At 72.5% G+C, this 12,080-nt stretch carries 14 protein-coding genes; 9 read left to right on the top strand and 5 right to left on the bottom strand.

Annotated features, from left to right (window positions below):
• Positions 1 to 27 precede the first annotated feature (27 nt).
• The 4 genes from WQO_RS20075 to WQO_RS20060 all read left to right on the top strand — a co-directional run bounded on the left by WQO_RS20075 (position 28) and on the right by WQO_RS20060 (position 4,705).
• Positions 28 to 1,785 carry an ABC transporter ATP-binding protein gene (locus WQO_RS20075; RefSeq protein ID WP_079055585.1) on the top strand — a complete coding sequence of 586 codons (1,758 nt, stop codon included), beginning with the start codon at positions 28 to 30 and terminating at the stop codon, positions 1,783 to 1,785.
• Positions 1,782 to 3,536 carry an ATP-binding cassette domain-containing protein gene (locus tag WQO_RS20070; protein WP_010061157.1) on the top strand — a complete coding sequence of 585 codons (1,755 nt, stop codon included), beginning with the start codon at positions 1,782 to 1,784 and terminating at the stop codon, positions 3,534 to 3,536. The genes WQO_RS20075 and WQO_RS20070 overlap by 4 nt, the downstream gene beginning before the upstream one ends.
• A gap of 58 nt (positions 3,537 to 3,594) precedes the next feature.
• A complete protein-coding gene (locus WQO_RS20065) occupies positions 3,595 to 4,380 on the top strand; it encodes an SAM-dependent methyltransferase (protein ID WP_010061158.1) in 786 nt (261 codons plus the stop codon).
• A gap of 130 nt (positions 4,381 to 4,510) precedes the next feature.
• Positions 4,511 to 4,705 (top strand): hypothetical protein, encoded by a 195-nt coding sequence (locus WQO_RS20060; RefSeq protein ID WP_010061159.1) that lies wholly within the window; start codon positions 4,511 to 4,513, stop codon positions 4,703 to 4,705.
• 78 nt (positions 4,706 to 4,783) lie between these two features.
• Here the strand turns inward: WQO_RS20060 and WQO_RS20055 are convergent, their stop codons facing one another.
• Positions 4,784 to 5,218: a hypothetical protein gene (locus WQO_RS20055; protein ID WP_029182338.1), complete on the bottom strand. Its 435-nt coding sequence runs from the start codon at positions 5,216 to 5,218 to the stop codon at positions 4,784 to 4,786.
• 82 nt (positions 5,219 to 5,300) lie between these two features.
• Between WQO_RS20055 and WQO_RS20050 the strand changes: the two genes are divergently transcribed.
• Both WQO_RS20050 and WQO_RS20045 read left to right on the top strand, forming a co-directional pair.
• On the top strand, positions 5,301 to 6,128 hold the full coding sequence (locus tag WQO_RS20050) for a helix-turn-helix domain-containing protein (protein ID WP_079055584.1): 828 nt from the start codon (positions 5,301 to 5,303) through the stop codon (positions 6,126 to 6,128).
• Positions 6,125 to 6,382 carry a DUF397 domain-containing protein gene (locus WQO_RS20045; protein WP_010061166.1) on the top strand — a complete coding sequence of 86 codons (258 nt, stop codon included), beginning with the start codon at positions 6,125 to 6,127 and terminating at the stop codon, positions 6,380 to 6,382. Before WQO_RS20050 ends, WQO_RS20045 begins: the two co-directional genes overlap by 4 nt.
• 19 nt (positions 6,383 to 6,401) lie before the next feature.
• On the opposite strand, the gene WQO_RS20040 is transcribed toward WQO_RS20045, so the two are convergent.
• From WQO_RS20040 to WQO_RS20030, 3 genes are all read right to left on the bottom strand, one after another.
• Positions 6,402 to 7,022: a hypothetical protein gene (locus tag WQO_RS20040; RefSeq protein WP_010061167.1), complete on the bottom strand. Its 621-nt coding sequence runs from the start codon at positions 7,020 to 7,022 to the stop codon at positions 6,402 to 6,404.
• A 125-nt stretch (positions 7,023 to 7,147) separates the two neighbouring features.
• Complete coding sequence (locus WQO_RS20035; RefSeq protein WP_010061168.1) at positions 7,148 to 7,666, bottom strand: hypothetical protein; 519 nt, start codon at positions 7,664 to 7,666, stop codon at positions 7,148 to 7,150.
• 53 nt (positions 7,667 to 7,719) lie between these two features.
• Entirely contained in the window at positions 7,720 to 8,148 is a 429-nt protein-coding gene (locus WQO_RS20030) for a hypothetical protein (RefSeq protein WP_010061169.1), read from the bottom strand.
• Positions 8,149 to 8,429: 281 nt separating this feature from the next.
• Between WQO_RS20030 and WQO_RS20025 the strand changes: the two genes are divergently transcribed.
• From WQO_RS20025 to WQO_RS20015, 3 genes are all read left to right on the top strand, one after another.
• Complete coding sequence (locus WQO_RS20025; protein ID WP_010061170.1) at positions 8,430 to 9,299, top strand: helix-turn-helix domain-containing protein; 870 nt, start codon at positions 8,430 to 8,432, stop codon at positions 9,297 to 9,299.
• Complete coding sequence (locus WQO_RS20020; protein WP_006126586.1) at positions 9,274 to 10,080, top strand: SAM-dependent methyltransferase; 807 nt, start codon at positions 9,274 to 9,276, stop codon at positions 10,078 to 10,080. The genes WQO_RS20025 and WQO_RS20020 overlap by 26 nt, the downstream gene beginning before the upstream one ends.
• Before the next feature lie 89 nt (positions 10,081 to 10,169).
• Positions 10,170 to 11,621, top strand: a complete 1,452-nt coding sequence (locus WQO_RS20015) for a helix-turn-helix domain-containing protein (protein ID WP_010061172.1) — start codon at positions 10,170 to 10,172, stop codon at positions 11,619 to 11,621.
• Between the two features lie 19 nt (positions 11,622 to 11,640).
• Here WQO_RS20015 and WQO_RS20010 read toward each other — a convergent pair whose 3' ends face one another.
• Complete coding sequence (locus tag WQO_RS20010) at positions 11,641 to 11,970, bottom strand: nuclear transport factor 2-like protein (RefSeq protein WP_010061174.1); 330 nt, start codon at positions 11,968 to 11,970, stop codon at positions 11,641 to 11,643.
• Positions 11,971 to 12,080: the final 110 nt, after the last annotated feature.

The following is a 12,080-nucleotide window of genomic DNA, read 5'->3' as shown; positions in this document are numbered from 1 at the left end:
GAGCCACGGACGGCCGGAAGGATTTCGATGACGTCTCCCCGGCGACTGGTGTGGGACGCGACCGCCCGGACCCGTGGCTGGTTCGTCCTCGCCTCCGCCACCGCCGTCCTGGGCGCGGCCGGCACGCTGGCCTTCCCCTGGGCGATGGCGCGGGCCCTGGACGCGGTCGTCGCCCGGCGGCCCGCCACCGGTCCCGTCCTCGTGTGCGCCGCGCTCCTCGCCCTCGTCGTCACCACCGGCGCCCTCCAGACTCTCGCCAACGGGGGGTACGGCTCCGGCACAGTGGCGGCGCTGCGCCGGTCCATGTCCCGGCGCGCCCTCGACGCGGGGGTGCCGGGGACGGCCGACTTCCCCGCCGGGGACCTCGCGGGGCGCCTCTCCGCCGGATGCGCGCAGGCCGGATCGGCCGGGGTCACGCTGGTCACGGCCTCGGCCGCGGTGCTGACCTCGCTCGGCGGGGTGGTCGCGCTGTGGCTGCTCGACTGGCGGATCGGGCTCTGCTTCTCGCTGGGCGTCCCCCCGCTGGTGCTGATCGCCCGGGTGTTCATGAACCGCGGATCGGGGCTCTTCCTCCGGTACCAGGAGACCCAGGGCAGGATCTCCGCCCTGCTGCTGGAAGCGCTCGGCGGGGCCCGGACCATCGGCGCGAGCGGCACCGCCGCGGCCGAGACGCGCCGGGTCCTGGAACCCCTGCCGGAGCTGTCCCGCACCGGACACCGGGTCTGGGCGCTCCAGCGGGACACCGGGTGGCAGGTGGGCCTGCTGATCCCGGCCGTCGAGGTGCTGGTCCTCTGCGCCGGAGGTCTCGCCCTCCTCCACGGTGACATCAGCGCGGGCGAACTCGCCGCGGTCGTCGGGTACACGGCGCTCGCGATGGCCGCGCTGGACCAGCTCGACGCCCTCTTCGCGCTCGGCATGTCCGCCGCCGGTGCGCGCCGGGTCGCCGAGGTCGTCGACCAGCCGGTCCCGGCCCCCGGCACCCGGGCCCGTCCGGCGAGCGGCCCCGGCACGGTGACCCTGTCGGGGGTGACGGTGCGTTCCGGTACCCGGCTCGTCCTGGACTCCGTGGACCTGGTCGTCCCGGCGGGCACGGCGCTCGCGGTGGTCGGACGGTCCGGGGCGGGCAAGAGCACCCTGGCCGCGCTGATCGGGCGGTTGCGGGAGCCGGACGCGGGCCTGGTCGCCATCGACGGCGTGCCCCTGCCGGAGCTGACCCCCCGGACCCTGCGCGCCGCCGTCGGCTACGCCTTCGAGCGTCCCGCGCTGCTGGGGACGACGGTGGCCGGGACGATCGCCTTCGCCCGCCCGGACGCCGCACGGGAGGAGGTGGCGGCGGCCGCCGGGGCCGCGCGGGCGGACGACTTCATCGCCCGCCTGCCGCACGGTTACGACACCCTCCTCAAGGACGCGCCCCTCTCCGGCGGAGAGGTCCAACGCCTGGGAATCGCCCGTGCGTTGGTTCACAATCCGACGGTGGTCGTCCTGGACGACGCGCTGTCGAGCCTGGACACCGCGACGGAAGCGCGGGTCGGCTCCGCGCTGGCCTCGGCCTGGTCGGGCCGCACCCGGGTGCTGATCGCCCACCGGGTGTCGACCGCGGCCCGGGCCGACCTGGTGGCCTGGCTGGAGGACGGCAGGGTCCGCGCTCTGGGCCCGCACCAGGAGCTGTGGCGACTCGACGGCTACCGGGCCCTCTTCGCGGCGGGCACCACACCGGAATCGGAACCCGCACCGGAAGCCGTTCCGGAGCACGACCCGCATCCGCACACCCAGGAGCCGGTATGAGCGAGGCAGCCCCGCGCCCCATCGACCGGCACCTGTTCGCCGGGTTCCTGCGGCAGCACCGGGGAGCGGCGGTCGCGGTGGCGGGATGGTCGCTGCTGGAGGCCGTTCCCGCACTCGCCTCCGGGCTCCTCGTGGCCGCCGCTCTGGACCGGGGCTTCCTCGCGGGCCGCCCGGCCGAGGGCCTCTTCTGGATCGGTCTGCTCGGGGCCGCGATGGTCTTCCGCGCCCTGATGACCCGGACCCTGACACCGTGGCTGGGACGGCTCGTGGAGCCGCTGCGGGACGAACTGGTGACGGCCGTGGCCGCGGGGGCCGTACACCGCGCGGCGGCGGGAGCGCGGGACGCGGCGGGCGAGGGCGTGGCCCGGCTGACGGTCCAGGTCGAGACCGTACGGGCGCTGGTGTCCGCCCTGCTGCGTTCGGCGCGGCAGCTCGGCGTCTCCCTGCTGATGGCGTTCGCGGGCCTGGCCGCCCTGTCCGCGCCGGTGGCGGCACTCACCCTGCCCCCGGTCCTGCTCACCCTGCTCCTCTGCGCCCCCCGGCTCCGCGTCCTCGCCCGCCGCCAGCGCCGCCAACTGCGCGCCGAGGAGGGGCTCACGGCGGCGGCGGGAGAGACCTTCGACGGCATCCGGGACGTCGTCGCGTGCGGCGCCCAGGACCGGGTGGCCGACGACCTGTCCGCCCGGATCACGGACCACCGGGACGCGGTCCGGGCGGTCGCGAGGGCCGCGTCGGCCAACACCCTGCTGGTGTCACTGGGCAGCCATCTCCCCCTGCTGGTGCTGCTCCTGGCGGCCCCGCGGCTCCTGGACCGGGGGGCGCTGTCGGTGGGCGAACTGCTGGGCGCGACCAGCTATCTGATCAGCGGAGTCGCTCCAGCGCTGCGCTCACTCGTCGCCGTCCTCGGCTCGTGGGGCGTGCAGCTGGCCACCGTACTTGGCCAGTTGAGCCGGTCGACGCCGCAAGGGTCGCGCGGTCCGGCGGAGGGCCAGGGCCGGGCCACCTCCCCGCGATCCCCACGCTCCCCGGACCTGTCCCTGGTGAACGTCGGCTACGCCTACGGCCCCGGCGCGGCACCTGTCATCGACAGGCTCTCCCTCGACATCCCCGCCGGCTCCCATCTGACGGTCGTCGGGCCGAGCGGTGCGGGGAAGTCGACTCTGACGACCCTGCTGGCCGGGCTTGCCGCACCGGACGACGGCCGACTGACCCTGGGCGGCGTGCCGGTGACGGAGCTCGACCGGACCTGGCTCCACCGGGCGGTGACGTTGATCCCTCAGGAGGCGTACGTGTTCACCGGCACCGTGCGCGACAACCTGAGCTACCTGCGCCCCGGAGCCCGGGACGCCGACCTGCTCGCGTCCGCGACGGCCGTGGGTGCGCGAGCCCTCGTGGACCGGCTCGGCGGCCTGGACGCGCCCGTCGGTCTTGACGGCCCCCCGCTCTCCTCCGGGGAACGGCAGCTCGTGGCGCTGGCCCGCGCCCATGTGTCCCCCGCGTCGGTCGTGCTGCTGGACGAGGCCTGCTGCCACCTGGACCCGGCGGCGGAGGAGCGGGCCGAGCGGGCCTTCGCGGCACGGGGCACCACGCTCGTCGTGGTGGCCCACCGCATAAGCTCCGCGCTGCGCGCGCCGCGCATCCTGGTGCTCGACGGTGAGCGCACCGCCATCGGCACACATGCCCAACTCCTGGACGGGAGCCCGCTCTACGCGGACCTGGTGGGCCACTGGGTGGCCGCCGGAACTCCGTAGGCGTTGTGGCAGACTGCGTCGACTGACTGGTCCACACCACGTGTATCTGGAGTTCGGTATGACGGCACAGGCTCCTCACCCCCCGATCGACACCAGCAAGCCGCACTCGGCCCGGGTCTACGACGCCCTGCTGGGCGGCAAGGACAACTACCCGGTGGACCAGCAGGTGGCCGAGCTCCTGCCCGTCGAGGCGAAGATCGGGGCCCACCAGCAGCGGGCCTTCATGCACCGCGCGACGGCGTGGCTGGCGGGCCAGGGCGTGACGCAGTTCCTCGACATCGGGACGGGCATCCCCACCGAGCCGAACCTGCACCAGGTAGCCCAGGAGATCCGCCCCTCCGCCCGGATCGTCTACTGCGACAACGACCCCATCGTCCTGCGCCACGCGGAAGCGCTGCTGGTCAGCCGCCCGGACGGCGTGACGGACTACGTCCACGCGGATGTCCGCGAGCCCGCGATCATCCTCGACGCGGCCCGCGAGACCCTGGACTTCGACCGCCCGATCGCCCTGTCCGTGCTCGGCCTCCTCCACTTCCTCCCCGACGCCGAGAAGCCGATCGACATCCTCCGTACGTTCACCGACGCGATGGCGCCCGGCAGTTACGTCGTGCTGTCCCACGGCGCGGCCGACGTGAACGAGGAGAAGGGGGAGCAAGCCGGGGACGAGTACAAGAAGGGCGGCATCCAACTGGCCCTGCGGACCAGGGAGGAGTTCGCGCGGTTCTTCGAGGGCCTGGAGATCGTCACGCCCGGCCTGGTGAAGGCCCCGGAGTGGTTCAACGGAACGTCGGCGCCCGAGCAGGAGCACAGCGGCATGTACGTCGCGGTGGCCCGGGTCCCGTAACCGGAAGCCTCACGCACTCCGAGGGTGAGCCGGCGTGAGTGCCGGCTGCACCTTCGGAACCATGCCGTTCCTGGATCACTTCCGCCCTGGATCACTTCCGCCAGCCGAGGTTGTCGTCGATGATGTGCGTGTGGCCCATCGCATCAGCGCTCTGATCTCCGTCTTCGGCGTCTTCGCCGGCGTGCTGCTGCTCGCCCTCGCCGTTCGTGAGTACCGCTCCGGGGCCACGGTTCTGTGGCTCCTGTTCGGAGCCGCGGCCTTCCTCGGCGCTGTGTACGCGCTCGTGGTGGACGTACGGCGGCTCCGCACCGGGCCGGGCGCCTGAAAGAAGGGCGAGGAGAGGAGCCCCGTCGGTGCTCCCGGCACTGACGTGTCGGGCACGGAAGGCGAGCTGATGCCTCGCTCACTCCTTTACGGCGCACCCCGCCCGCAGCCAGGCCATCTCGTGCAGCAACGCGGCATCCACGAAGGGGTCCTGGGCCGTGGGCCGCGACCGCCAGTCCAGGGGCCAGGTCCCGCCGCCCAGCGCGGGAACCCCGACGAAGGCGTCCCCTCGCGCGCTCCGGCTCATCGCCTCCACCCCGGGAGGCCACCGGTGGCCGGCGACGGTCCCGGGTGCGAGCAGGAAGTACATGCTGCGCTCGCCGATGCCGGAGCGGACGATGGGGCCGGCCTGGAAGTCGGTGAACTGCATGACCTCGTACGCGATTTCCTCGCCGAGCAGGCCGATGGCCCGTACGGCGTCGAAGTGGATGCCGACGTGGCGGAGGGCGTGGCCGGAGGCGGGAATCCAGGAGGGGTGGAAGGGGACCGGATCCGGTGAATTCTTCAGTTCCATGCGCTCAGCGTTGCGGCAGACACGTACGGTGACCAGGGTCACAAGCACGTTGTGAACAGTGGTGTACATGTGAGGTGAGCCCGTGCACTCCAGTGATCAGCCGGAAAGCACTGCCGAGATGTTCGGCCTGCTGCTGCGGCACTTCCGCGTGCTGGCCGGGCTGTCACAGGATCAACTGGGTAAGCGGATCGGCTACTCCAAGTCCCAGGTCGCGATGGTGGAACGGGGCGCCCGGCCGCCGACGGACGTCTTCGTGCAACGGGCGGACGAGGTGTTGCTCGCACAGGGTGCGTTGATCGTCGCCGCGCCGAAGCCGCCGAAGCAGACGGAGCGGCGTAACCCGCTGCCGGGGTGGTTCACGCCGTTCGCGGACGAGGAGGAGAAGGCCTGGGCGAGGTACTCGTACGAGAACCAGGTCATGCCCGGTCTGCTCCAGACGGAGGCTTACGCACGGGCCGTCTTCACGAGCCGGTACCCGACCTATGACGACGACGAGATCGAGGCGAAGGTCGCCGCTCGCCTCGAACGGCAGAAGCTGCTGTCCCGCAGGCCGCTCGCCGACATCAGCTTCGTCCTGGAGATGATCGTGCTGACCCGGCCGATCGGCGGCCGTCGCGTGATGAAGGCCCAGCTCCATCACCTCGCCGAGGTGGCGCGGCTGCGGCACGTGCGCATCCAGCTGATGGACCCGGACCGCGAGGACCACGCGGCGCTGGACGGCCCGTTCGTCCTTCTGGAGACGGACAAGCGCCAGCAGCTCGCCTATATCGAGGGGCAGGGCGGCAGCTTCTTCGTCACCGAACAACCGGAGCTGGGGGACCTGTTCGGTCAGTATGGCGTCACCCGAGCCCAGGCATACACTCCGGAGAGGACGCTGGAGAAGATCGAGAAGATGGCAGAGGAACTATGAGCACCGACCTCCACTGGTTCAAGTCCAGCTACAGCGGCAGCGAAGGCGGCAACTGTGTAGAGGTGGCGCTCACCTGGTCCAAGTCCACCTACAGCGGCAGCCAGGGCGGCGACTGCGTCGAGGTGGCCACCTGCCCCCACACCGTCCACATCCGCGACTCCAAGGACCTCACCGTCCCCTCGCTCGCCGTCGCCCCCGACACCTGGACGTCCTTCGTGGAGTTCGCCGCAGACGTCCTGCGGGCGAGGGTCTAGCCGATCCTGCCGGACGGAATCAGTCGTCGAACCACACCACAAGGCGTACGTTCTCGTCACCGTGCTGCTCCGCGAGTCCCTTCATGGCTTCCCAGACAGGTCGCCACTCGCCGGTCTCGGTGACGGCATCACTGCGGCGGAGGGTGACCGACCTGTAGAGCGTGTCCCCGATCAGCCACTCAGCGCCCTCGGGCCACTCCCGGACATCGCCCCGCTCCAGTCCGACCCCCTCGGCGAACTCCGCGCTCCAGGAGGACTTGCCCGTCATCCTCAGTCCGCCCGGCGTCTGCCGGTACTCGTGAAGGCGGCTGTCGGGCTTCTCCGCAGGCTCGTCCCAGTCGACGGCCTTCACCTCGGCCCAGGTGATCCATGTGGCGCTGTGAAAGCCGTCCTCGCCGTACCACTCGGCCAGCTGCGCGAACCGCGCGCTCAGCTCGCCCGAGGCGTCGGAGGGAATCCCCCTGTCTGCCGCCAAGGGGCGGAAGTTCGCGTAGTTGCGCACCCCGAAGAGGCACCCGAACGCGTCGTAGTTGCGAACGTCGTCGTTGAGGGGGCTGAGGTCGTGTGCGCCGAACCAGATCGGCTCCCGGTCGTTCCCCGGCGCCCGGTACTCGATGAAGCCGCTGATATCCGTACCCATGCCAGGAATTCTCCCGACACCGTCAACCGAATTCGCCGGCCCGCCAGGAGGAGGCGTAGGCCTGCCGCCCGACGCGGCAGGAGCCCGGCACGCCATACCCTCGCCGCATGCTCGGGGCGCAGCCGTCAGGCCGCCTGCCCGATGGCCGCACGGGCCGCCAGGCGGAACTCCTTGACCGCCTCGTAGAGGGCCCGCTCCCGTTCGGTGGCCAGGGTCGCGTGCTCCGCCTTGCGGGCGGTGTCGCCCGCGCGGGCGTCCTCGGCCATGGTCCGCATAACGTACGAGAGGTCGGCGGATGCGTTGGTGACGCGTTCCGCGACGGCCGCGACCGATGCCGGGCCTTCGAGGATGACCACCTCGCAGGTCCGGTGGACCTCACGGGCCAACGTGACGAAACGGGCCGTCAGTTCCTCGACCGCGGTCAGGTCGGGCCGGTCCGGGCGCAGCGCGTCGAGCACGGCGTCCATGGCGAGGTCGCGGTCGTGGAGGGCGCTCAGGTACCGGGCGTACGCGTCACGGCGGTGCTGGCGGCTCTGCTGCGCGTGCTGGGACCGCGCCTGAGCACGGCCGTTGACGATCGCGGCCCCGAGCGTCGCGGCGGAACCGACGGCGGCACCCAGCAGTGCGGCGAGTCCTGAATCCATCCCCCCAGTCTGCCGCGCGTCCCGCACGCGCCCGACGTGAGCGACCGACAGGATCAGTCCTCCGGCGTCGCCGACCGCACCAACGAGACCGGCTCCGTCTGCTGGTTTGAGGCGGAGACACGGGTCGTGTGGCGGGTGAGGCGCAGGCCCATCGCCGTGAGGACGTCCGTGTCGTAGAGCGCGCACAGCAGCGCGGCCGCGTCCGGGAGCGGCAGCGGTTCCGTGGTGCTGTACCCCAACTGCTCGGCCGTTTCCGGGTCGTCGAGGGCGGCCTGCCGGGCGTGGGCGAGGACCTGGTGGGGGTCGTCGACGACGAGTTCGTCGATCTGGATCCGCTGGGCGCGGACGCGCAGGTCGAGCGGGCGGGACTGGGCGGGCCTCGGAGCCGTGACGACGGACCGCAGTCTCGGGTGGACCAAGGGGGTCACATCGGCCAGGCGGTTCTGCGGAGTCGGGCCGGTCAGGCCGGTCGGGTGGTTCATGCGGTGGGCTCCAGAGAACGGGCCGCCGGAACGACGGTGCACGGAACGGCAGAACGGGAGTACGGCCACGGAGTACGGAATGCGAAGTACGGAGTACCCGTGGCGGGTGGACGGAGGGGCATGGGGCAAGATCGGCCCGGTCTGACCGAGTTGGTGTGCGATGGAGTCGGACATGCTTACCTTGGGAGCGCCGTGCGACCGTCGCAAGGTGCGCTGTGTGCACTGTGCGCAGGCTGCGCGGAATGTCGGTCATATCGAGCCGGAGCGGGAAGGGGGGAACCGTGGCGCGCGAACGGTCCGGCCGTACGGCACGGCACCTGGTCCTGGTGGCCCGCCTGCGGCACCTGCGGGAGGGCGCCGGCCTGTCCGTACCGCAGGCGGCGACGCAGTTGGGCTGGCACCCCTCGACGCTCCGGCGGCTGGAGCAGGCGCAGACCTCCCTCGACGTGGGGCAGGTGTCCGCCCTGCTCGCCCTCTACGGGGCCGGCGCGGCGGAGACCGACGACATCATGGGGCGGCTCAACGCCGCGAACATGCCCGGCTGGTGGCATCCCTGGCGGGATGCCATGGCCCCCTGGCTGATGGATCTGATGAGCGTGGAGTCCGCCGCGAGCGTCGTCCGCACCTGGCATCCGGCGCTGGTCCCGCTGCTGCTGCGCACCCCGGCGTACGCGATGGCCGTGGACGAGGTCATGTTCCCCGAGCGGGACGCGGCCGAGCGGCAAAGGCGCGCGGACTTCCTGGTGGAGCGTCAGAAGCGGCTCCAGGAACAGCAGACCCGCCTCTGGGCCGTCCTGCCCGTCACGGCGCTGCGCTGCCGGGTGGGCGACGACGAGGTGATGCGCGAACAGGTCCGCGTGCTTCAACAGACGGCGGAACGCGGGGATGTGACGATGCAGCTGCACCCCGAGTACGCACCGCCGCACCCGCTCACCGGTGTCCCGGCGCTCTCCCTGTACCGGGTGGAGATCCGGGAGATCGCCGACCATGTGGTGCGGGAGGGCGGGTTGCCCGGCACGGCGGAGGTGTGGGACAGCCCCCACCCCGTGCAGACGTATCAGGGAATGCTGGACGTGTCGTGCGTGATGGCGATACGGCCGGCCCGAACCAGAGAGGTGTTACAGGATGAGTACGACCGGAAATGGGCCTGAACTGCCCGCGCAGATCGACACGAGCGTCGCGCACTCCGCACGTGTCTGGAACTACTGGCTCGGCGGCAAGGACAACTTCCCGGCGGACCGGGCCGCGGGCGACGCCTACCGGGGCAAGTACCCGCTGATCGAGACGTTCGCGAAGGAGTCGCGGGACTTCCTGCGCCGGACCGTCACCTATCTCGCCCGGGACGCCGGGATCCGGCAGTTCCTCGACGTCGGGGCGGGGCTGCCGACCGCGAACAACACGCACGAGGTCGCCCAGCGGATAGCCCCGGAGTCCCGGATCGTCTACGTCGACCACGACCCCCTGGTGCTCCTGCACGTCCACGCGCTGCTGACCAGCGCCCCCGAGGGTGCGACCGCGTACGTCGAGGCGGACATGCGCGACACCGAGACCGTCCTCACCGGGGCCGCCAAGACCCTGGACCTGACACAGCCCGTCGCCCTCGTCATCAGTGACGTCCTGGGGCACATCGTGGACTGGGACGACGCGCTGTCCCTGGTACGGCGGCTGGTGGAGCGCCTGCCCTCGGGCAGCTACCTCTCGCTCAGCCACTCCACCGCGTCCGACGAGGCCCACCGGGCCGTCCAGGACGAGTACAACGCGAGCGGGGCGATCCCGTACATCTTCCGGGAGCCGGAGACCACGGTCGCGTTCTTCGACGGGCTGGAGATGGTCGAGCCGGGGATGGTGTCCTGGCCGAACTGGCGGCCCGACGCGAACACCGGCACCACCACGGCCCGGGCCGGATGGGGCGCGGTCGCCCGCATTCCCTGATCCGCGTCTCGATCCCACCTCCCCGACTGCCGTGCCGCGTACGGGTTTCCGCCGTACGCGGTACGCACGGCCCGCAGAGGCTCTCGCCCATGAGCACCACAGGTAAGACCGGCCACGAGGGCGCCTGCCCGGGCGGCGCCCGGCAGGCACGGGAGACGACGGACCGGCTGCTGCGGGCCGCGACCCGGTCCGGTGCGCATCTGATCGCCGAGGCCGCGCTGCTGGTCCAGGGGTGGGCGGTGCTGGCCGACCCGATCGCCGGAGCCGTCTACAGCACCCCCGCCGCCGCGGCCGCCGACGGCGTGCACGCGGCCGCCGACCCGCACGAACACCCCTACTGCCTCCAGCGTCCGGCCGCCGGAGCCGTCCTCGTCCTGGCCCCCGGACCCACCGTCCCCCCGGAGCGGGCCGCCCGCGTCGCCACGACCACTGCGGCCCTCCTGGACGTGCGCGGGCAACGGGCGGCGGAACTGCGGGGCGAGCAGATGCGGCTGCACACCACCCTCGTCCGGCTGCTGCTGGCCGGTCACACCACGGCCGTCGCCGACACCCTGGGCGGGAACCGGCTCACCCATGCCACGGTCTACCGGCTCACCGGCGCCGACGTCCCCACCGCCCACCAGGTCCTGTGGCGGGCCGTACGCCCATCCCTCGCCCCGCACGCCGACGCCTGCACCCTGCTGGGCCGGCTGGACGGCGAACTCGTCGTCGCGGAGCTGCACCGCGGCGGCGACGACGGCCGGGTCCTGCGCCTGGTCTCCCGGGTGAGCGAGCGCCACCACCTACTGGCGGGCATGGCCGGGCCGCTGCCCCTGGCCGAGATGCCCACCGCCCACAGCGACGCGGCCGCCGCCCGGCACAGCGCCACCGCCGACCGCCGCATCGTCCCCGCCGACGCCGTCGGCACCTCCCGGCTCACGCCCCTGCTGCCCGCCACCCCGTACGCCCGCTGGGCGGAAGCCGTGCTGCGCCCGCTGACGGCGGCCCACCAGCACCTGCTCCTCGTGTGGCTCCGCACCGGCTCCAAGCCCCGCGCCGCCGCCGCGCTCGGCCTGTCCGCCGGTACGGTACGGGCCCGGATACGCGAGCTGTCCCGGCTGCTCCGCGCGGATCTGGAGGACGCCACCGTGCAGGCGCATCTGCTGCTCGCCCTCCGCGCGCCCGCCCCTGCCGACGACAGCGGGAGCGAGGGCGGGAACGGCCCCGCGCGGCTGGAGACGTTGCCGGGCGGCCTCCTGGACACCGACGCGGCCCGGTCCTGGGCGCGCGGCCTGGTCGGCGGTCTGGAGCCGCACCTGCGGATCGCGCTGACCTGCTGGCTGGACCACCACGCCCGGACCGCCCCCGCCGCGGCCGAACTGCATCTCCACCGCACCACCCTGGCCAACTGGCTCACCCAGTGCGCCGAACACCTCGCCCAGAACCTCGGCGACGCCACCGTGCGCGCCGAGATCCACCTCGCGCTACGGGCCACCCGGACCGGCCCCGACGACCCGGCGGCCCTCCCCCGGCGCGGCGGCCGCACCTACCGCCGCCTGTGACCGGCGGCGAAGAGCCCGGCTAGGACGGCGCCTGGCCCGTCTCGAAGCGGCTGACGCGGTCGCCGGTGACCGTGAAGACCCAGCGGGTCCGCATGGTGCCCCAGGTGTCGTTCGTGTAGTCGACGACGAGGACGCGGCCGTCGTCCGAGGCGTCCACGACCTTCATCCGGCCGTTGGCCTTCGGGGAGAAGATCTCCTTCTCCGTCCAGGCCGCCAGGTCCCGTTCGCTGCCGTCGTCGGACATGGTGGCGTCCTCGGTGAGGACGTCGGCGAAGAAGGCGTCCTTGTCGCCCGCGTTCACCGCGGCGATGAACTTCTCCACCACCGGATCGCTGATCGATGTGGTCATCGTGTTCCTCCTCCTTCTCGTCATGCGTCCGGGGGCGGACGCACCGGAGATCCCCACCGAGTCTCTGTCGGCCCGCCCGCCGCCGCACGTCGGACGCGTCCCCCGCCACG

The organism is Streptomyces globisporus C-1027 (assembly GCF_000261345.2).
Lineage (GTDB): Bacteria > Actinomycetota > Actinomycetes > Streptomycetales > Streptomycetaceae > Streptomyces > Streptomyces pakalii.
This window is presented reverse-complemented; position numbering and strand designations above follow the sequence as displayed.